General features: G+C 72.4%; 11 protein-coding genes and 1 pseudogene. 4 read left to right on the top strand and 8 right to left on the bottom strand.

Annotated features, from left to right (window positions below):
• Positions 1-76 precede the first annotated feature (76 nt).
• Positions 77-1,267 carry a glycoside hydrolase family 43 protein gene (locus AB0O07_RS18965; RefSeq protein WP_365634442.1) on the top strand — a complete coding sequence of 397 codons (1,191 nt, stop codon included), beginning with the start codon at positions 77-79 and terminating at the stop codon, positions 1,265-1,267.
• 167 nt (positions 1,268-1,434) lie between these two features.
• On the opposite strand, the gene glgB is transcribed toward AB0O07_RS18965, so the two are convergent.
• From glgB to AB0O07_RS18985, 4 genes are all read right to left on the bottom strand, one after another.
• The gene (gene glgB / locus AB0O07_RS18970) at positions 1,435-3,636 is read right to left on the bottom strand and encodes a 1,4-alpha-glucan branching enzyme (RefSeq protein ID WP_365635278.1); all 2,202 of its coding nucleotides are present in this window, start codon (positions 3,634-3,636) and stop codon (positions 1,435-1,437) included.
• Positions 3,637-4,074: 438 nt separating this feature from the next.
• Complete coding sequence (locus AB0O07_RS18975; protein ID WP_365634445.1) at positions 4,075-5,676, bottom strand: maltokinase; 1,602 nt, start codon at positions 5,674-5,676, stop codon at positions 4,075-4,077.
• 221 nt (positions 5,677-5,897) lie between these two features.
• Entirely contained in the window at positions 5,898-7,631 is a 1,734-nt protein-coding gene (gene treS, locus AB0O07_RS18980) for a maltose alpha-D-glucosyltransferase (protein WP_365634448.1), read from the bottom strand.
• Entirely contained in the window at positions 7,628-9,619 is a 1,992-nt protein-coding gene (locus AB0O07_RS18985) for an alpha-1,4-glucan--maltose-1-phosphate maltosyltransferase (protein WP_365635280.1), read from the bottom strand. Before AB0O07_RS18985 ends, treS begins: the two co-directional genes overlap by 4 nt.
• 600 nt (positions 9,620-10,219) lie before the next feature.
• On the opposite strand from AB0O07_RS18985, the gene glgP reads away from it, so the two are divergent.
• Complete coding sequence (gene glgP, locus AB0O07_RS18990; RefSeq protein ID WP_365634451.1) at positions 10,220-13,003, top strand: alpha-glucan family phosphorylase; 2,784 nt, start codon at positions 10,220-10,222, stop codon at positions 13,001-13,003.
• Positions 13,004-13,068: 65 nt separating this feature from the next.
• Here glgP and AB0O07_RS18995 read toward each other — a convergent pair whose 3' ends face one another.
• The 4 genes and pseudogenes from AB0O07_RS18995 to AB0O07_RS19010 form a co-directional block, all read right to left on the bottom strand.
• Complete coding sequence (locus AB0O07_RS18995) at positions 13,069-14,091, bottom strand: serine/threonine dehydratase (protein WP_365634454.1); 1,023 nt, start codon at positions 14,089-14,091, stop codon at positions 13,069-13,071.
• A gap of 181 nt (positions 14,092-14,272) precedes the next feature.
• Positions 14,273-15,964, bottom strand: a pseudogene (locus AB0O07_RS19000) (M4 family metallopeptidase); the annotation flags it as partial.
• Between the two features lie 431 nt (positions 15,965-16,395).
• The gene (locus AB0O07_RS19005) at positions 16,396-16,776 is read right to left on the bottom strand and encodes a hypothetical protein (RefSeq protein WP_365634457.1); all 381 of its coding nucleotides are present in this window, start codon (positions 16,774-16,776) and stop codon (positions 16,396-16,398) included.
• A gap of 17 nt (positions 16,777-16,793) precedes the next feature.
• Positions 16,794-17,717 (bottom strand): isocitrate lyase/PEP mutase family protein, encoded by a 924-nt coding sequence (locus AB0O07_RS19010; RefSeq protein WP_365634460.1) that lies wholly within the window; start codon positions 17,715-17,717, stop codon positions 16,794-16,796.
• Between the two features lie 347 nt (positions 17,718-18,064).
• Here AB0O07_RS19010 and AB0O07_RS19015 point away from each other — a divergent pair, with 347 nt between their 5' ends.
• A complete protein-coding gene (locus tag AB0O07_RS19015) occupies positions 18,065-20,755 on the top strand; it encodes a hypothetical protein (RefSeq protein WP_365634463.1) in 2,691 nt (896 codons plus the stop codon).
• Positions 20,752-21,489, top strand: coding sequence for a hypothetical protein (locus AB0O07_RS19020; protein WP_365634466.1), 738 nt, complete (start codon positions 20,752-20,754; stop codon positions 21,487-21,489). Before AB0O07_RS19015 ends, AB0O07_RS19020 begins: the two co-directional genes overlap by 4 nt.
• Positions 21,490-21,524 lie beyond the last annotated feature (35 nt).

The following is a 21,524-nucleotide window of genomic DNA, read 5'->3' on the forward strand; positions in this document are numbered from 1 at the left end:
GCTGCCCTTCGGACGCCCGTGGCCGCTGCGAAGCTCCGGGCGAGCCTTTCCGTTCCGTCAACTCTGAGGCGGGAACATGCCCAAGGCGAATCGCATACCCCGACCGTTCCGCCGAGCCGCGCTGGTGGCCGCGGCGCTGCTCGCCCTGGCGGTCCCGGCGACCCTCGGCGCCACCGAGGCCGCCGGGCCCGCCGGGTCCGGAACCCCGTCGGCGGCGGCCGGCACATCGGAGACGTCGAAGGATCCGGGGGTGTCGGACGTGTCGGAGAAGACCGGATCGGACTTCGGCCTCGCCGCCGCGACACCCTCGCTCCACGGGGCCGACCCGAGCATCATCAAGGTCGGCGACATGTACTACGGGGCGAAGGCGACCGGCGGCGGCGTATCCGTCCGCGCCGCCACCTCGCTCGCCGGCTTCGTGGACGTACCGCCCCAGCAGGTCTGGCTCGACCCGGGGATGGGCGAGGTCTGGGCGCCCAAGATCACCCGGATCAACGGCCGGTACTACATCTACTTCTCGGCGGGCAAGAGCGCGGACCACCGGATGTACGTGATCAGCTCCGACTCGCCCACCAGCGGGTACAGCGCCGAGCAGAAACTCGCGCTCCCCAACGACAAGTGGGCCATCGACGGCAGCGCGTTCACCTTCGGCAACCAGCTCTGGTTCGTCTGGTCCGGCTGGGCCGGCGACACCAACATCGAGCAGAACCTCTACCTCGCCCGGATGTCCGGCCCCACCACCCCGACCGGCTCCCGCTACCTCATCTCCCAGCCCCGCGAGAGCTGGGAACGGGTCGTCGGCAACCCGTACATCAACGAGGCCCCCATCCCGATCAAGGACCCCAACGGCCAGCTCCACATCGTCTACTCGGCCAACGGCTCCTGGAGCGACCAGTACTGCCTCGGGGACCTCCGGCTGCGCGCCGGCGGCGACCCCACCTACGTATGGGACTGGTACAAGTCCAACGGCTGCCTCTTCGGCTCGCACCGCGAGACCATGATGAAGGGCTGGGACCCCACCCTCTTCGTCGACGGACCCGGCAGCCACACCTTCGCGCTCGTCAACGGCGACATCGCCAACAGCCCGCCGTCCGGGAACACGTTCCAGATCATGTACCACGCCGTCCCCAAGGGCACGCCCTACAGCTGGTCCAACCGGGACTGGATGATCGGCCGCGCGGTCTGGTGGGGATCCACCACCTACAGCCGCGCCAACGTCCCCGGCGACACCAGCAACACCGGATCCAGCCTGAAGTTCTTCGAGTAGGGGAGAGACCCGCACACCCGGACACACCACGTGGCCCCGTCGGCGAGCGGATCCGGCGGGGCCACGTGCGTCTGATGGTACGTCAGAAATGCGGCGTGTTCAGGTCATACGGCGAGAGGAGCGCCCCGGGGTCCCCCGGAGACCGCCGCGACCCTCACACCGGGTGATCACGCGGGCCGGAACCACACCGTCGCCAGCGGCGGCAGCGTCAGCCGCAGACTGACCGGCCGGCCGTGCGCGGCCACCGGCTCCGCCTTCACCGGGTCCGCGTTCCGCACCCCGCCGCCACCGTACCGGGCCGCGTCCGTGTTGAGCACCTCCGCCCACGCCCCGAACTCCTCCGGCACGCCCAGCCGGTACCCCTCCCGCACCACCGGCGAGAAGTGCGCCACCGCCAGCAGCGGAGCGCCGTGCGCGTCGAAGCGGAGGAACGCGAAGACATTGTCCTCGGCCGCGCCCCCGTCCACCCAGGCGAACCCCTCCGGGACCGTGTCCCGCTGCCAGAGCGCGGGCGTCGCCCCGTACACCGTGTTCAGGTCGCGCACCAGGTCCCGTACCCCCCGGTGGTCCGCCTCCGCCGCGTACGACGGATCCAGCAGCCACCAGTCCGGGCCGTGCCCCTCCGACCACTCGGCGCCCTGCGCGAACTCCTGCCCCATGAAGAGCGTCTGCTTCCCCGGGTGCGCCCACATGAAGCCCAGATACGCGCGGGCGTTCGCCCGCCGCTGCCACCAGTCGCCGGGCATCTTGCCGACCAGGGAGCCCTTCCCGTGCACCACCTCGTCGTGCGAGATCGGCAGCACATAGTTCTCGCTGTACGCGTACACCATGGAGAACGTCATCTCCCCGTGGTGGTACTTGCGGTGCACCGGCTCCTTCGCCACGTACCCCAGCGAGTCGTGCATCCACCCCATGTTCCACTTCAGCCCGAAACCGAGCCCGCCGAGCCCGTCCGGGCCCTGCTCGTGGGTGGCGCGGGTGACGCCGTTCCACGCCGTGGACTCCTCCGCGATCGTCACCACGCCGGGACAGCGCCGGTAGACCGTCGCGTTCATCTCCTGGAGGAACGCCACCGCGTCCAGGTTCTCCCGGCCCCCGTGCTCGTTCGGCGCCCACTCGCCCTCCTCGCGCGAGTAGTCCAGGTAGAGCATCGAGGCGACGGCGTCCACCCGCAACCCGTCGACATGGAACTCCTGGCACCAGTACACCGCGTTGGCGACCAGGAAGTTACGGACCTCCGTGCGCCCGTAGTCGAACTCCAGCGTCCCCCAGTCCGGGTGCTCGGCCCGGCGCGGGTCGGCGTGCTCGTACAGCGGCCGGCCGTCGAACCGGGCCAGCGCCCACTCGTCCTTCGGGAAGTGCGCGGGCACCCAGTCGACCAGCACCCCGATCCCCGCCCGGTGCAGCGCGTCCACCAGGAACCGGAAGTCGTCCGGCGTGCCCATCCGGGCCGTCGGCGCGTAGAACCCGGTGACCTGGTACCCCCACGAACCGCCGAAGGGGTGCTCGGCCACCGGCATCAGCTCCACATGCGTGAAGCCCAGCTCCTTGACGTACGCGGGGAGCTGTTCGGCCAGTTGACGGTAGGTCAGCCCCGGCCGCCAGGAGCCGAGATGGACCTCGTAGACCGAGAACGGCGCCTCGTGCACCGGGCGTTCGCCCCGCCGCGCCAGCCACTCCCCGTCGCGCCAGACATGGTGGCTCTCGGTGACGATGGACGCGGTCGCCGGCGGCACCTCGGTACGGCGCGCCATCGGGTCGGCCCGCAGCGTGTGCGAGCCGTCCGGGCGGGTGATCTCGAACTTGTAGAGCGCGCCCTCCCCGACCCCCGGCACGAACAGCTCCCACACCCCCGAGGAGCCCAGCGACCGCAGCGGCAGGGCCGTCCCGTCCCAGTAGGTGAAGTCCCCGGCCAGCCGCACCCCGAGCGCGTTCGGCGCCCAGAGCGTGAAGCGCGTCCCCGTCACCCCCTGATGGGTCATCACCCGCGCGCCGAGCGCCGTCCACAGCTCCTCGTGCCGGCCCTCCCGGATCAGATGCAGGTCGAGTTCGCCGAGCGCGGGCAGGAAGCGGTACGGGTCCCCCACCTCGATCTCGTCGGCGTCCGCCCCGGCCGCGTCCTCCTCCCCGTACCGCACCAGCAGGGTGTACGCGGGCACCGCGTCCAGCGGCAGCACCCCGGAGAAGAAACCGTCCCCGTCGTCGGCCAGCTCCGCCCGCACCTCCCCGGCCCGCACGGTGACCGCCCGCGCGTACGGCCGCAGCACCCGGAACACCACCCCGCCGGCCACCGGGTGCGCCCCCAGCACCCCGTGCGGGTCGTGATGGGCCCCGCCGAGCAGCCGCTCCCGGTCGGCCGGGTCCCACAGCGGCGCGACGCCGGGGCCGGAGCCGGCCGAGTCGGGGGAGCCGGGGGAGCCGGGGGAGGCGGGGGTGTCCGAGGCGGGCGCCAGGGCGGGGGCCGCCGGGGCGGGGATCGGCTTGGCCTTCGGCTTCGCCTTCCCCTTCGCCTTGGTCCCGGCCCTGGGCCTGGGCTTCGCCGCGGACTTCGGCTGGGGCTGGGGCTGGTGCGTGCGCTCGGACGGCGTGCGGGCGGTCACGGGGGCTGCCTCCTGGAAGGGGCTTCGGTGTCACACGGTGGGGGGGAGGGGGGAACGCGGGGGAGGGGAGCGAGGGAAGGCGCGGGAACGGGGAGCGGCGCAGGAGAAGGAACGGGGGAGCGGGGAACGGGGGAGCGGGGAACGGGGAGCGGGGGACGGGGGAGCGGGGGACGGGCAGGAAGGGTTCGGGCAGGAAGGGGCTCGGGCTCAGGCGCCCTCGGCCAGCCGGCGGATCGCGGCCATCGGGACCGGGAGCCAGGCGGGCCGGTGCCGCGCCTCGTACAGGACCTCGTACACGGCCTTGTCCGTCTCGTACGCCCGCAGCACCTCGGGCTCCGCGCGCGGATCGCTGCCGGAGCCCGCCGCGTACCCCTCGCAGAACGCCGCCCGGCAGCGCGCCGCCCACTCCGGGCGCCACGGTTCGTGGGAGCGCGCCGCGTAGTCGAAGGACCTGAGCATGCCCGCGACATCGCGGACCGGGAGCTGCGGACGGCGCCGCTCCGCGAGCGGGCGCGCGGGCTCGCCCTCGAAGTCGATGACCGACCAGCGGCCGTCCGGGGTCCGCAGCGCCTGCCCGAGGTGGAGATCGCCGTGCACCCGCTGCGCGGTCCTGCCGCCCCCCGTGGAGCCCAGCGCGGCGAGCGCGTCGAACACGGTGCGCAGCCCCGGGACGTACGGCAGCAGCGCGGGGACCGCGCGGGCCGCCGCCTCAAGACGCTCCGTCATGGACTCCGCGAGCAGCGCGGTCTGCCGGCGGCCCAGGGTCACCGTGGGCAGCGCGGCGGCGAGCGCCAGATGGACCTCGGCGGTGGCCCGGCCCAGCGCCCGCGCCTCCTCGGTGAACTCCCGGTCGCCGGTGAGCGCGCCCAGCGCCAGGCACCAGCCGTCCCGGGAGTCCCGTAGATACGGCTGGAGCACCCCGAGCGTCAGGGTCTCCCCGGCGCCGGTCCGGGCGCCCGCCGTCGGGTCGGCGGCCTCGATCCAGCCGGCCGGCGCGGGGACCCGCTCGCACCCCTCGGCGGCGAGGGCGAGCGGCAGCTCCAGATCGGGGTGCGGGCCGGGGAAGACCCGGCGCAGGATCTTCAGGATGTACCCGCCGGACCCTGGCCCGCCGGGTGCGTCGGCCCCGTACCCGGCCCCGGAAGTCCCGTACACGAGCGAGGAGTTGGACTGTTCGGCGTCGAGGAGGCGGCCGGTGAGCCCGGCGGGGACGGGGGCCGCGCGGCAGAACCGGAGCGGCCCCGGCGTCCCCGGGGTGCGCAGCCGCTCCAGCAGTACGTCGGCGATATACGGGTCGTGCAGCCCCTCGTAGACCGTACGGCCGGCCAGCGGGCCCTGTTCGACCCGGCCGAGGGCCGCGCCCGCGAGCGACGCGGGCAGCGTGTGCCGCACCCCGAGGAGGAGTTGATAGCAGTCCTGGTAGCGGTCGCGCCCCGGGGCCGGGGCGGGGGCCGAGCGCTGTCCGGCCCGGCCGTGCTGGTCGACCCGGATGAGCAGATGGAGCAGGCCGGGACGGCCGGGTCCCTCCGTGACCAGCTCGGTGACGGCGACCGGCGCGAACCCGGTGACCGGACGGCCCTTCCCGGCAAACCAGCGTTGACGCGGCAGCCACTCATGGAGCAGCGGCGCGAGCGCCCCGACCAGCCGGTGCGCCGCGTCGGCCGGCTCCGCGGCGGGCAGGGGGCTCCTGAGCCGGGGGACGCCCCGCTCGGGGCGCCCGTCCTGGGCCGGGTAGGTCACGGGGTCCTGCGGAGGGTTGCTTCGGTCGGCGAGACCCGGAGTAATCCGGGTGGATGCAGCCTTCGACATGGCATCGCGTCCTTTCCCCGGGCACACCACAGGATGCGCAGAGTGTCCCGGATTGCGGCAATGGCTGTCCGGCTGTGCGGGACGTGTCGGGTGAGGATTATCCGTACGGCTCGATTCCGTACGGTTTCAATACGAACTTGATCGAATCGATCGAACGGGATGTGGAGGAGCGTGCCCCGTGCGGGGCGGCGGAAACCGCCCCGCACCGGACCGCGCCCGCCTTATACGGCAAGCGGCGCCGCCGCGTCCTTGCGCAGCCGGAACCAGTAGAAGCCGTGGCCCGCCAGCGTCAGCAGATACGGCCACTCACCGATCGCCGGGAAGCGCACCCCGCCGATCAGCTCGACCGGATGGCGCCCGCTGAACTCCTTCAGGTCCAGCTCGGTCGGTTGCGCGAAGCGCGAGAAGTTGTGGACGCAGAGCACCAGGTCGTCGCCGTCCCCCTGCTCGGAGGGCGCCTCCCGGAGGAAGGCGAGCACCGCCGGGTTGGACGAGGGCAGCTCCGTGTACGAGCCGAGCCCGAACGCCGGGTTCTGCTTGCGGATCTCGATCATCCGCCGGGTCCAGTGCAGCAGCGAGGACGGCGACGCCATCGCCGCCTCCACGTTGGTGACCTGGTACCCGTAGACCGGGTCCATGATCGTCGGCAGATAGAGCCGCCCCGGATCGCTGGAGGAGAACCCCGCGTTCCGGTCCGGTGTCCACTGCATCGGCGTCCGTACGGCGTCCCGGTCGCCCAGCCAGATGTTGTCGCCCATCCCGATCTCGTCCCCGTAGTAGAGGATCGGGGAGCCGGGCAGCGACAGCAGCAGCGCTGTGAAGAGCTCGATCTGGTTCCGGTCGTTGTCCAGCAGCGGGGCGAGCCGGCGCCGGATGCCGATGTTCGCCCGCATCCGGGGATCCTTCGCGTACTCCGCGTACATGTAGTCGCGCTCTTCGTCCGTGACCATTTCGAGGGTCAGCTCGTCATGGTTGCGCAGGAAGATGCCCCACTGGCAGCGGGTCGGGATCGCCGGGGTCTTCGCCAGGATCTCCGAGACCGGGTAGCGCGACTCGCGCCGTACGGCCATGAAGATCCGCGGCATCACCGGGAAGTGGAACGCCATATGGCACTCGTCGCCCCCCTTCCCGTAGTCCCCGAAGTAGTCGACGACGTCCTCGGGCCACTGGTTGGCCTCGGCGAGGATCACCGTGTCCGGGTAGTTCGCGTCGATCTCCGCCCGGACCCGCTTGAGGAACCGATGGGTGGCCGGCAGGTTCTCGCAGTTGGTGTTCTCCTCCTGGTACAGGTACGGCACCGCGTCCAGCCGGAAGCCGTCGATGCCCAGGTCGAGCCAGAAGCGGAGCGCGGAGACGATCTCCTCCTGCACCTTCGGGTTCTCGTAGTTGAGATCCGGCTGGTGGGAGAAGAAGCGGTGCCAGTAGTACTGCTTGCGGACCGGGTCGAAGGTCCAGTTCGACGTCTCCGTGTCCACGAAGATGACCCGGGCGTCCTGGAACGCCTTGTCGTCGTCGGCCCAGACGTAGTAGTCGCCGTAGGGGCCCTCGGGGTCCTTGCGGGACTCCTGGAACCAGTCGTGCTGGTCGCTCGTGTGGTTCATGACGAAGTCGATGATCACGCGCATGCCGCGCTGGTGCGCGGCGTCCACGAACTCCACGAAGTCCGCGAGGTCGCCGAACTCCGGGAGCACGGCGAGGTAGTCGGAGACGTCGTAGCCGCCGTCGCGCAGCGGCGACTTGAAGAACGGCGGCAGCCAGAGGCAGTCGACCCCGAGCCACTGGAGATAGTCCAGTTTTGCGGTGAGACCCTTGAGATCTCCGATGCCGTCGCCGTTGCTGTCCTGGAACGAACGGACCAGGACCTCGTAGAAGACGGCGCGCTTGAACCAGTCGGGATCGCGGTCCTTGGCGGGGGTGTCCTCGAACGTGTCGTGGACGGGCTCATTGACGATCATGATGTGGGTGACCCTCCGATCGGCGGGGACGGTCGCAGCACCACGATGTGCGCGGGCCTGACGCCCGGCTCCAGGCGCACATAGGCGGAGCTGCCCCAGTGATAGGTCTCGCCGGTCAGCTCGTCGCGGACCGGGGCGGTCTCGTGCCGTGCGAGGCCGAGCCGTGCCATGTCCAACGAGACCGTCGCCTCCTGGGTGTGGTGGGGGTCGAGGTTGACGACCACCAGAACGATGTCCGTACCCGACTGCTTGCTGTACGCGATGACCGCGTCGTTGTCGGTGTGGTGGAAGTGGATATCGCGGAGCTGCTGGAGCGCGGGGTGGCGCCGTCTGATCCGGTTGAGCGCGGTGATCAGCGGCGCGATGGTCCGCCCCTCACGCTCGGCGGCCTCCCAGTCACGGGGTCTGAGCTGGTATTTCTCCGAGTTCAGATACTCCTCGCTCCCTGCCCTGAGCGGGGTGTTCTCACAGAGCTCGTACCCCGCGTACACCCCCCAGGACGGCGCCATCGTCGCCGCGAGCACCGCCCGTGCCTCGAAGGCGGGCCGGCCGCCCTCCTGGAGATAGGCGTGCAGGATGTCCGGGGTGTTGACGAAGAAGTTGGGCCGCATGGACCAGGCGGATTCACCCGACAGCTCCGTCAGATACTCCGTCAGCTCACGCTTGGTGTTGCGCCAGGTGAAGTACGTGTACGACTGCTGGAAGCCGATCGCGCCGAGGGTCCGCATCATCGCGGGCCGGGTGAACGCCTCCGCGAGGAAGACGACATCGGGATCGGTCCGGTTGATGTTCCCGATGACCTTCTCCCAGAAGAGCACCGGCTTCGTGTGCGGATTGTCGACCCGGAAGATCCGCACCCCGTGCGCCATCCAGTACCGCAGGATCCGGGTGGTCTCCCGGACCAGCCCGCGCAGATCGCTGTCGAAGGCGATCGGGTAGATGTCCTGGTACTTCTTGGGCGGGTTCTCCGCGTACGCGACCGAGCCGTCCGCCCGGTGGTGGAACCACTCCGGGTGCTTCTCGACCCACGGGTGGTCCGGCGAGCACTGGAGCGCGAAGTCGAGCGCGACCTCCATCCGCAGAGTGCGGGCGCGCTCCACGAAGTGGTCGAAGTCCTCGATCGTGCCGAGGTCCGGATGGATCTCGTCATGGCCGCCCTCGGGCGAGCCGATCGCCCACGGCACCCCGACATCCTCGGGGCCCGGCGTGAGGCTGTTGTCGGGGCCCTTGCGGAAGGTCGTGCCGATGGGGTGGACCGGCGGCAGATAGACCACGTCGAACCCCATCGCGGCCACCGCGGGCAGCCGCTCGGCCGCCGTCCGCAGGGTGCCGCTCACCGGCGGCTCGCCCGCCCGGACCACCGCGCCCTCGGAGCGCGGGAAGAGCTCGTACCACGACCCGTAGAGCGCGCGGCGCCGCTCGACCAGGAGCGGCAGCGGGCGCGAGGACGTGACCAGTTCGCGCAGCGGGTGGCGGCCGAGGGCCGCGGTGGCCTCCGGGGCGAGCGCGGCGGCGAGCCGGGCGGCGGCCGGCAGCGCGGTGTCCCGCAGCGCGTCGGCGGCGGCGAGCACGGCCTCCCGGCCGTCCCGCTTCGGCACCCCGGCGGCGGCGCGCTCGTAGAGTTCGGCGCCCTCCGCGAGGACCAGGCCGGCATCGTCGGTCCCCGCCGGGATCTTCACCCCGGCGGCATGGCGCCAGGTCGTGACGGGGTCGCCCCACGCCTCGACCGTGTACGACCACCGGCCTTCCTCGGTGGGGGTGACCTCGGCGCCCCAGCGGTCGGTGCCGGGGGCGAGTTCACGCATCGGGGTCCAGGGGCCCGGGCGTCCGCCCGGGTCCACGAGGACGACATTGGCGGCGACCGCGTCATGGCCTTCGCCGAAGACGGTGGCGGTGACCTCGAAGGACTCACCGACCACCGCCTTCGCCGGGCGTCTGCCACAGTCGACGAGAGGGTGGACATCCAGGACGGGAATGCGTCCGATCAGCGGTTTCACTGGATCACCTGAGGGCTGTGCGGGCTTGACAGGCAGGACGGGTGGTGCGGATGGGGCAGGTGGAACGGAGGTCTCGCAGTGCGGGGCCACGGCGGCGCCGAGCGCCCCGAGCGGCGCGCGGGTTTACGTGCTTTTTGTGGTTTTGATGCTCTTTGTAGCTGCTCGATGGGCGACTGCGAGGCTGCGAGCATGACCTCTCCTGTCCGCGTTCACTCGAATAGCGCTGGAAATCGGGACGGGGCGCGCTCAGGTGCGGTAGACGCGCTGGGTGTCTCTGGAGCCTTCCCGGGTGTTTCCGGGCGGCAATCCGGCTCCCGTGTTAACTCCTCCCGCCGTCATCGCCCGCACCACACCTCCGCGATATCACCGACGGGACAAGCGGGGAAACCACCGGGGAGGGAGCGAATGGAGTGCATTCACCCCCATGTGTGCGCCGTGGTCGCGCCGGGCGGGGTAGGGCTACGGTCGAAGACCGCCCCCTGCGCACGCCCCCGCGAACGTCTCCGTACCGCCCCGAACATCCCCGTACCACCCCGAACCTCCCTTCAGCGGTCCGAACGTCCCTCGATGTCCCTTGCGAAGGTGGAACACGTGAAGGCAATCCGTCGGTTCACCGTCCGCCCCGTCCTGCCCGACCCCCTCCGGCCCCTCGGTGACCTCGCCAGGAACCTGCGCTGGTCCTGGCATACCGAGACCCGTGAACTCTTCGAGTCCGTCGACCCCGACGGGTGGCGCGCCTCCGGCGCCGACCCGGTACGGATGCTGGGCGGCGTCGGCGCCGTACGCCTCGCCGCCCTCGCGGCGGACCGCTCCTTCCTCGACCGGCTCACCGCCGTCGCCGCCGACCTCGACACCTATCTGCACGGCGCCCGCTGGTACCAGGAACACGCCGGGGAGCCGGAAACGGCGGCCGGGGAAGCCGGATCCGGGGAGCCGGGAACGGGGGGCGCGGGGGGCGTACGCGGGAGCGCGGCACTCCCCGCGGCCATTGGCTACTTCTCGCCAGAGTTCGGTGTGACGGCGGCGCTGCCGCAGTACTCCGGCGGCCTCGGCATCCTCGCCGGCGACCACCTCAAGGCCGCCAGCGACCTCGGCGTCCCCCTCATCGGCGTCGGACTCCTCTACCGGCACGGCTACTTCCGCCAGTCCCTCTCCCGGGACGGCTGGCAGCAGGAGCACTACCCGGTCCTCGACCCCAACGAGCTGCCCCTCACCCCGCTCCGCGAACCCGACGGCACCGCCGCCCGCGTCGCCCTCGCCCTCCCGGGACACCGCACCCTGTACGCCGGAATCTGGCAGGCCGACGTCGGCCGCGTCCCGCTGCTCCTCCTCGACTCGGACGTCGAGGAGAACGGCCCCGGCGAACGCGAGGTCACCGACCGGCTCTACGGCGGCGGCAGCGAACACCGGCTCCTCCAGGAGATGCTCCTCGGCATCGGCGGCGTCCGCGCGCTCCGCACCTTCTGCCGCCTCACCGGGCACCCCGCCCCCGAGGTCTTCCACACCAACGAGGGCCACGCCGGCTTCCTCGGCCTGGAGCGCATCCGCGAACTCGTCACCGCCCCCGGCGTCGCCCCCGCCGCCGATCCCGCCGCCGCCCCGGGCGGCGAGCCGGGCGCCCCGGGCGCCGATCCGGCCCGTACCGCCATGGGGTTCGAGGCCGCGCTGGAGACCGTCCGCGCCGGTACGGTCTTCACCACCCACACCCCCGTACCGGCCGGCATCGACCGCTTCGACCGCGACCTGGTCGCCCGTCACTTCGGCGACGACGGCGAACTCCCCGGCGTCCCCGTCGAACGCGTCCTCGGACTCGGCATGGAGAGCTACCCTGGCGGCGACCCCCACCTCTTCAACATGGCCGTCATGGGGCTGCGCCTCGCCCAGCGCGCCAACGGCGTCTCCACCCTCCACGGAGCCGTCAGCCGGCAGATGTTCGCCGGCCTCTGGCCCGGCTTCGACCCCGAGGAGGTGCCCCTCACCTCCGTCACCAACGGGGTGCACGCCCCCACCTGGACCGCCCCCGAGATGGCCCGCCTCGGCACCCCCGGCGACCTCGCCGACCTCGCTGATCTCTCGGAGCTCCCCGACTTCACCACCACCCCGGCCGCCGGACTCTGGGCCGTACGGCGCGAACTGCGCGGCCAGCTCGTCACCGAGGTACGCCGCAGGCTCCGCGACTCCTGGCGCTCGCGCGGCGCCGAGGAGGCCGAACTCGGCTGGATCGACGGGGTGCTCGACCCGTCCGTCCTCACCATCGGCTTCGCCCGCCGCGTCCCCTCGTACAAGCGCCTCACCCTGATGCTCCGCGACCGGGAGCGGCTCACCCGGCTGCTGCTCCACCCGGAGCGGCCGGTGCAGATCGTCGTCGCCGGCAAGGCCCACCCGGCCGACGACGGCGGCAAGCGGCTGGTGCGGGAGCTGGTCCGGTTCGCCGACGACCCGCGCGTCCGCCACCGCATCGTCTTCCTGCCCGACTACGGCATGGGCATGGCGCGGAAGCTCTACCCCGGCTGCGACGTCTGGCTCAACAACCCGCTCCGCCCGCTGGAGGCGTGCGGCACCAGCGGGATGAAGGCGGCGCTCAACGGTTGTCTCAACCTCTCGGTGCTGGACGGCTGGTGGGACGAGTGGTTCGAGCCGGACTTCGGCTGGGCGATCCCCACCGCCGACACCGTCACCGCCGACGAGGACCGCCGCGACGAACTGGAGGCGGGCGCCCTCTACGGACTCATCGAGGAGCGCGTCGCCCCCCGCTTCTACGACCGGAGCGGCGCGGGCGGCTCCCCGGACGGCGGGCTGCCGGAGCGGTGGATCGAGATGGTGCGGAGCACCCTGGTCACCCTGGGGCCCAAGGTGCTCGCGGGGCGGATGGTGCGCGAGTACGTGGAGCGGCTCTACGCCCCGGCCGCCCGCGCCCACCGCGCCCTCGACCCCGGTACGGCGGCCGCGGTGGCCGCCTGGAAGTACCGGACCCGCACGCTCTGGCCGTATGTCTCCGTCGACTATGTCGAGGCGGTGGCAGCCACCGGCGCCGGGGGCAGCACCGAGCTGGGTTCCACCCTCACCCTCCGGGTCGCCGTCGCCCTCGGCGAACTGCGCCCCGACGATGTCGAGGTGCAGGCCGTCGCTGGCCGGGTCGGCTCGGACGACACACTGGTGGACGCGCGCCCGTTCCCGCTCAAACCGGCCGGCGGCCCGGACCTGGAGGGGCGCTGGGTGTACGAGGGCCCGCTCGCCCTGGACCGTACGGGCCCGTACGGCTACACCGTCCGCGTCCTGCCCGCCCACCCGTCCCTCGCCACCAGCGCGGAGCTGGGGCTGGTGGCGCTGCCGACGGAGGCGACCGGGGAGGGCGCGGGGGTGCTGCTGCGCTGAGGGCGGCTCACGGGCGCCGGAGCCGGGCGGGCGCCCCCCCCGGGCGCGCCTCAGGTGAGCCTGGCTCAGGTGTCCGTGCCTCGGACGAGCGTGGTGAGGTCGGTGTTGGCGCCGCACAGCACCACGCAGATCCGCTCGCCGGGGGCGGGCCGGTAGCCGTACCGCCCGTCCCCGGCGCCTGCTCCGTCGTCCGCCGCCCCGGCGGTCAGGGCCGCCAGCGCCGTCGACGCCGCGTGCTCCACGGCGATCCGGTGGCCGTCCCAGAGCGCCTGCCGGGCCGCCGTGATCGCGGAGTCCGGGACCAGCACCGAGCGCACCCCCTCCCGTCCGGCCGTCTCCAGCGCCATGGCGGAGGCCCGGGTCGCGCCCAGCGAGTCGGACGCCACCGAGTCGACCGGGGAGTCCACGACCCGCCCCGCCTCCAGCGCGGCGTTCAGGGCCCGGCAGTGCTCCGGCTCGACCGCGACCACCCGTACCCCGTGGTGGAGCGCGGCCGTCGCGACCCCGGTGAAGAGGCCGCCGCCGCCCACCGACACCACCACCGTGTCCAGCTCGGGCAGATGGGCGTGGATCTCCTCCATCAGGGTGCCCGCGCCGGCCGCGATCAGCGGATGGTCGTACGCGTGCGAGGAGAGCGCGCCCGTCGTGGCGCCGAACTCCCCGCAGGCCGCCAGCGCCTCCCCGTACGTCGACCCGGTCAGCCGCACCTCCGCCCCGTACGAGCGCAGCCGGGCCACCTTCACCGGCGGGGCCGTCTCCGGCAGGAAGACCGTGGCCCGTACGGAGTGCTGCCGCGCCGCCCAGGCGCAGGCGAGCCCGGCGTTGCCGCCCGATGCGATGGTCACGCCCGCGTCCGGCAGGGTGCCGGCGGCGTGGTGGGCGCGGAGGAAGTTCTGGGCGCCGCGGGCCTTGAAGCTCCCCGTGTACTGGAGGTGCTCCAGCGCCAGCCAGAGCTCGGGCCCCGGGCCGGAAGCGCCGGCCGGGTCCGCGAGCGCCACGGAGACGGGGCGCACCTGCCCGGCGATCCGGTCCGCCGCCTGCTTGACGTCGTCGTAGGTGATTCCGGTGGCTTCGGCGATTCCGGACACGGGCGCGGCTCCTTCGGCTCGGGTGGGGGGACACCCGTACCGTACGCCGCGCCCTCGACGAGGTTCGTTTCCTTTTCGACGCCCGGGGGGCCGCCCGGGGCTGCGACGCGCGGGACCGCCCGGGGCGAGGATGCCCCGGGCGGCCCGTGGTGTGCCGGAGAGGTGTGCTGTGCCGTGCTTACGGACGGGAGCCGACCGCGATGGCCGCCCAGGCGTTGGCCACGGCCGTGTACTCGGCGCTCGACGTGCCGTAGAGCTCACCCGCCGCCGCGAGCGTCCCGGTACGGGCCGCCGCGTAGTTGGTCGTCGAGGTGAACTTCGTGGTGAGCGCCCGGAACCAGATCGCCGCGGCCTTGTCCCGGCCGATCCCGGTCACCGCGAGCCCGTCCGAGGTCGGCGAGTTGTACGAGACGCCGTTGATGGTCTTGGCGCCGCTGCCCTCGGAGAGCAGGTAGAAGAAGTGGTTCGCCGGACCCGAGGAGTAGTGGACGTCCACGCTGCCGATACCGGAGTACCAGTAGTCCTTGGAGACGCCGTCCCTGCTCGGCTGGTCCATGTACCGCAGCGGCCTGCCGTCGCCGTAGATGTTGATCTTCTCGCCGATGAGGTAGTCGCCCGGGTCGTTCGGGTTGTCGGCGTAGAACTCGACGGCCGTGGCGAAGATGTCGGAGGTCGCCTCGTTCAGACCGCCGGACTCGCCGCTGTAGACGAGCTTGGCCGTCACCGAGGTGACCCCGTGCGTCATCTCGTGGCCCGCCACGTCGATCGAGGTCAGCGGCCGGGCGTTGCCGGAGCCGTCGCCGTACGTCATGCAGAAGCAGGAGTCCTGCCAGAAGGCGTTGACGTAGCCGCTGCTGTAGTGGACGCGGGAGTACGCGCCGACGCCGTCGCCCCGGATCCCGGTACGGCCGAAGACGTTCTTGTAGTAGTCCCAGGTCTCGGCCGCCCCGTACGCGGCGTCGGCGCCCGCCGTCTCCAGGTTCGCGGGCAGGCCGTTGCCCCAGGTGTCCGTGGAGTTGGAGAAGAGGGTGCCGGTGCCCGAGGTGGAGCGGTTCAGGTTGTACGTACGGTGGTTGCCGCGGCCCCCGTCGGTGAGGTTGTACGTGGAGCCCGACGCGGTGGAGCCCAGGGTGACCTGGCCGCTGTACTGGGTGTTGCCGATGCCGTTCGCCACGCCCTGGTACTCGTAGAGCTTCTCGCCGGTGGTGGCGTCGGTGATGACGTGCAGCTCGTTCGGCGTGCCGTCGTGCTGGAGACCGCCGACGACCGTCTCGTACGCGAGGGTGGGGGTCCCCTCCGCCATCCAGACGACCTTGCGCGGCGCGCTCTCCGCCGAGGTCTTCGCCGAGCCGTCGGCCGCCGCGAGGGCGACCGCCTGCTTCTCGGCGGCGGCGGGCGCCACGGCCGCCGTGGTGGAGACGTTCTTCAGGCTCGCCTTCGAGGCCTTGCCGACATACTCCGTCGCGCCCGCCTCCGACGTGGCGACGACGAGGTCGCCGCCGAGGACCGGCAGCCCCTGGTAGGTGCGCTCGTACCGGGTGTGCGTGGTGCCGTCCACGTCCTGGACGACATCGCGTACCACCAGCTTCTCCTGGGCGCCGAGGCCCAGTTCCTCGGCGGTGGCCGCCTTGGTCGCGTCGGCCTCGCGCAGCAGCTCGGCGCGTTGCGAGGGGGAGAGCGAGCGGGGCAGCGAACCGGGCGCGGCGTCCCGCGCCGCCACGTTCGCGGGCGCGAGCGCGGGGACGGCCGTCGGGGCGTCGTCCGGCCGCGCGGCGGCGGGGCCCGCCTGGACGCCGACGGTGAGCATCGCCGCCACGGCGAGCAGGGCACCGGTGGCGGTGGCGCGCCGGCGGGGTCTGTGAGTGGGTCTCACGCTGACTCCTTCTGCGAGGGGGGACCGGGAGGCCCGGTGGGCCGCCCGGCGGTGCACGCGGAGCTGTGTGGAGGGTGGTGACACTCCATGAGCGCTCGACGGGCGCTTGATGAGCGCTTGATGAAGCGGAAGAACGGGGGAAGAGTGGCAGCAGTGGACTACTCCTGTCAGGAGCGCGTCAACAAGTTGGCCGGAAGTCGTTCGCTGCGCGACATGGGGTGTTCGTTAAGCGGACGTTTCACGGCTTGTCGTTCCACCTCGACAGACCGGTCAACTGTGGGGCGACTGTGGCACGGCTGTGCGAATCCTGTGAACGTCAGTACGGCCGGGTGGCGGGAAACCCCGTCGAACCCCGGCCGTACTGTGGCGCGTTCCGTACTGTCGCGGCCCGCTCGCCGGGCCGCGGCCATCGCCTCTCTGAGTCGCCCCCCTCAGTCGCCCCCGCCGTCGTCGCCCTGCCAGGGCGGGTGGCCGATCTGGGGGATCCAGCCGAGGAGGCCCGGCGTGGCGCCGGAGCTCTCCCCGGCCTGGACGTCGATCGCGCCGCCGCCCCCGTCGTGATCGCTGCCGGCCGTCCCCTTGCTGCCGATCAGGGTGTTGAGGGTGCGGTCGACCTCCAGCCAGGAGTCCGCGTCCGAGTTGTCGACCACGATGAGCCCGACGTTCCCGGCGGGTGCGGGTGCGGGTGCGGGTGCGGGTGCGGCGGCGGCGCAGGTGGCGCCGTACAGGAGCGATGCGCCCGCGACCGTCGCGGCCCCGAATCCGGCCCGGAGCCCGGCCCGGAGTCCGGGCCCGAAGAGGTGGGATGACATGGAGTTCACCGCCCCGCTCAGACCGAAGCGGGAACGGATCCGGTGGCCGACGCCGGTACGGACCCGGTGGCCGACGCCGGTACGGGCGCGGGGCCGCGGAAGTCGTGGTGCCTGCTGATGTTCTTCTCCAGCAGCTCCGTGGCGCCCCGCACGCCGATGGCATTCGTCTCCCGGGTGTCCGGGAGCCGCCCGTCGGACATCTTCAGATCGACGAGCGCGCCCTCGATCGCGCCGTGCGCCGCGAAAAGGCACGGCGTGCTGTAGATCGCCACGTCGACGCCGAGTTCGGTGAGTTCGGTGAGCGAGAGCCGGGGCGACTTCCCGCCCGCGATCTGGTTGAAGAGCAGCGGCTTGTCGCCGACGACCGACCGGATCCGCCGGATCCACTCCACGCTCCGCACCCCGTCGACCAGGATGACGTCCGCCTCCGTCTCCGCGAGCGCCTGGGCGCGCCGTACGATCTCCGCCTCCTCCGTGGCGTCCGTACGGGCCACCACCAGCAGCTCCTCCCGGCTCCGCAGCACCAGGTCCAGCTTGGCCAGGTACTCCTCCAGCGGCAGGATCAGCTTCCCGTCCGCGTGCCCGCACCGCCGGGGCCGCTTCTGGTCCTCCAGGATCACCCCGGAGGTCCCGGCCCGCTCCAGCCGCTGGACGACATGGCAGGCGACCTCGGGGTCGACGTAGCCGTCGTCGATGTCCACCAGCATGTGGTGGGCGGGGAAGGCCAGCCGGAGCCGCTCCGCGAAGGCCACCATGTCGGGCCAGGCGATGTAGCCGATGTCGGGCAGCCCGTAGTGCGAGGCGGCGAAGCCGAATCCGGAGACGAAGAAGCCGTCGTAGTGCTGGGCCGCGATGGAGGCGGAATACATGTCGTAGATACCGATGAGCGGGGTGGTGCCGGGGGTCCGCACCGCTTCCCGCAGGGCATTTCCGTAACGCATGGCTCTCCTCGGGTGGGGGTGAGAAGTGGGGGTGGGGGGTACGGGGAAAAGATTTACAGAACCCCAAGAGTTGGTAACGCGACACACCGGTATGTTCCCCGATTTGGCAAAATGTCGCCCTCCTTCCTGTCCCGTTCGTGTTGTCCGGGTGTAACGGTCGCGTCCCGATGGAGCCCTGGGGCCTGTGACATGACGTGGCGACTGACGTACCGTCGGCCACCACGGGGGGTGGGGCGACGTGCGCCACCATGAACAGCCCTTCTTTTCGGGGCGGTTTGAGGTCTGACATGTCATTCGCGGGTACGGGGCCCGGCGCGGGGGCGGGGACAGGGGCCGGCCGGCGGCCCATGCCCAGGCATCTCGTGACGGTGCGGATCCTGGCGTATTTCCTCTTCGGCGCGACGCTGCTCGGCGGGCTCGGGGTGCTGCTGAGCGCCCTCACGGCGGACGCGGTCGACGGCCAGCTGATCGGGCTCGTCGCGTACGCGTCGCTGCCGGGGCTGGCCGGCTGGCTGCTCGCCCGGCAGGCGCCGGACGGCGGGATCAGGGTCTGGTGGGGGCTGGTCGCCGTCCAGGCCTGGCTGATCCTCGGCGGCCTCGCCAACCTCCGCGACGGCTCGGGGCGCGGCCTCACCCAGATGGCGCTGCCCGTGGTGGCCCTGGTGCTGCTGAGCCGGGTGCGCACCCGTGAGTGGTTCCTGCTGGAGGCTCACGAACGCGCCGTGAGCCCCCCGTTCTCCCTCGCCCACATGATCAGGTGGCGCCGGGACCGGGGCCAGACGGCGATGGAGTACCTGGGCCTCGTCCTGGTCGTCGTGGCGGTCATCGGCGGTCTGGTGGTCGGCGCCGCGCAGATCGGCGGCGGCATCCAGAGCCGTATCTGCTCCGTCTTCGACGTCGGCTGCGCGGCGGAGGGCGACGACGGCCAGTCGGTCGAGGCCCGCGACGGGGTCCAGGGGGATGCGGGGGACACGGGGGGCACGACGGGTACGACGGGTACGACGGGGGGTGCCACCGGGGGTACGGGCGGCGCCGACGGCGGTACGGAGGGGGCGAGCGGCGGGGCCACGGGCGGCGCCGACGGCGGTACGGGCGGCGCCACCGGTGGCTCAGGAGGCTCCAGCGGCACAGGCGGCTCCGGCGCCACAGGCGAATCCGGTGGTTCCGGTGGTTCCGGCGGTACGGCCGGCAACGTAGACGCCCCCGCCGGCTCCGGGCTTCCCGAGGACGAGGAGGCGGGCGACCCCACCGACCCGTACGAGCCCATCTTCTCCCCGGAGCAGCAGGAGGAGCGCGGGGAGAACGGCGACGGCGGCGAGGACCGGAACGACTGCTCCGGATTCTGGGGATGCACCTGGGACAAGATCTCGCAGACAGCGGAGGGCCTGTTCGTCGACGGGGTCTGGGGCGATGTCACGGACCTGTACAACACGATCAGGCACCCCGTGGAGACCTTCGAAGGGCTCCGGGAGTACGGCGGTGTGATCGCCGACCGGTGGAACGAGAACTCCCGCAGTGCCTCCGACAAGTGGGACGACGGCGACTACTTCGGCGCGATCCTCGGCTGGGGCGGCGCCGCGGTCAGCACCGGCGGCTCGGTCCTGGACGACATGTTCATCGGGGACGAGGTCCGCGAGCGGTGGAACAACGGTGAGCGGACCCGGGCCACCACCAACGTCATCTGGAACATCGGCTCGCTCTTCATCCCCGGCGTCGACCTCAAGGTGGTCGGCAAGGTCAGCAAACTCGGCAAGCTGGGCAAGGTGGCCCAGAAGATCGCCGAGGCCGCCGAGAGCGCGGGCGAGGCAGCGAACCGGGCCCGGCGGGCCGCCGGCCTCGGGGACTCCAGGGCCGCCCGCGAGGCGGCGGACGAGGCCCGCGAGCACGCCGACGAGGCGACGCGCCATGTCGAGGAGGCCGGAAGCTGCTCGATCGCGCTGGGCGGCGCGCTCCGCGTACCGTACGGCGGCGGTGGCACATCTGACGGCCCGTCCGGCGGTCCGTACGGTGTGGCCGGCTCCGGTACGGGTGTCCTTGCCGCGCCCCGGGCCTCCGTACCCCTGATCGTGCTCGCCGCGGGCGGCGACAGGTGCGAGGGCGCGGAGGCGGACGACGCGCGCGACGCGCGGCGGGAGGCCGACGAGGCCGACCGGGCCGCCACCGGCGTCGAACTCGACGAGGCGGCCGACCGGGCCAGGCAGACCATCCTGGACGGGCGGAACAAGCAGAAGACGCCCAAGCAGGACCGGTTCAACCTCGACGAGAACGCGCTCGACCGGCTCACCCAGCGGGCCAAGGACAACCCGGACCACCGGCGTGGCGAGTTCGGCAAGGACGAGCTGGCCGCCGCGCTGGACGATCTCTCCGACATGCTCGACAACACCCGGATCGACAACCAGAGCCGTGGCTCCCTCGGCGCGGATGTGCTGAGAGCCACCAACCGGCACCAGCTCGCGGAGGCCATGGCCGAGGTCCGCGCCGCGACGCGGGCCGCCGAACTGGAAGCAGCGGACGGCACCAGGGTCTTCGCGGGCGTCGGAGAGAAGAAGGGCCGTCAGTCGGTGGACTTCGGGGACGGCACCTCCGCCGATCTCACGGGCATCGACGACGCCGATGTCGTCTACCGGGGCCGGGACGGCACGGTCCATGTGGTGGAGGTCAAGAACACCGCCAACGCCACCACCCAGGCGTCCCTGCCCGCCCAGGCCGAGCGGCTGGCCGAATGGGCCGGGCAGCAGGGGGCGAACCCGCCGCGCGCGGCGCGGTACGAGATCCAGAACACGACGGACTGGGACAGGATCTTCAACGGCTACCAGAAGGACAAGAAGACCGGCACCACCCCGCCCGGCACCCCCGCGCAGACCTTCGCGGAGAACGGCCTGAGCGTCCGGATCGACGGCCAGGACATCAGCCCCCGGCAGCTCAGGGACCTGGACGCCGCCTGGAACGCGAAGAGCCCGGCCGAGCAGCAGGCGGCGCGCGATGCGGGCAGGATGGACACGCCCGAGAGCGCGATGGAATACCTGGGGGTGTCGTGACGAAGGACGACGGTGCGGGGGAGGGCGGCTTGAAGGACGACGGTGCGGAGGAAGGCGGCGTGCGGGGCGGGGGTGTGCGGGACGGTGGCGAGCGCGACGGGGGCGTGCGGGACGGTGGCGTGCGGGACGGCGCCACACCGCTCCTTCCCGAGCCGGTACGGTCCTTCCCGTACGCCTGGGACACCGGCTTCGGCTGGCCGCCCGAGACCATGGAGACCCCCGGGAACCTGGCCCTCGCCCGCGCCGTACTGGAGGCCTGCCTGCCGCCGGCCCCCCTCGCCGTACCGGAGCCGCCCCCCGAGGTACGGGCCGAGTACCTCCCCGAGGGAGAGGAACCGCCCGACTGGATCGAGGCCCGGGTCATCCTGCGGAGGCTGATGCCGTACGCGCGTGACGTGACCCGGGGCCGGATGGCCGAGGCGGAGGCGCGGTGCGCCCGGGCGGGCCTGGACACGACGGACTTCACGGCGTGCTGGACGCTCCGCATCTCCGCCTGGATCGCCGAGCAGACCCTGCGCTGGCTGGGCCTGACCGTCGACGACACCTCGGGCCTCACCCCCTGGGCCCCGGAGCTGGCGGAGCTCTGCGCCCGCCGGGGGCTCGCCGCCGAACAGGCCGTCTGGATGCTCCGCCTCACCCCCGAACTCCCGGAGAGCCGTCCCGCCCTGGCCCGTCTGGCCGCCGACCCCGCCCTCCCGCCCGCCGTACGGGAACTCGCCGCCCAGGGGGCCTGAGCGGCGGGGGACCCGGGCGGACGGGCGGGGCGGTC

This window comes from Streptomyces sp. NPDC093085, from assembly GCF_040683935.1.
In the GTDB taxonomy this organism is placed as follows: domain Bacteria; phylum Actinomycetota; class Actinomycetes; order Streptomycetales; family Streptomycetaceae; genus Streptomyces.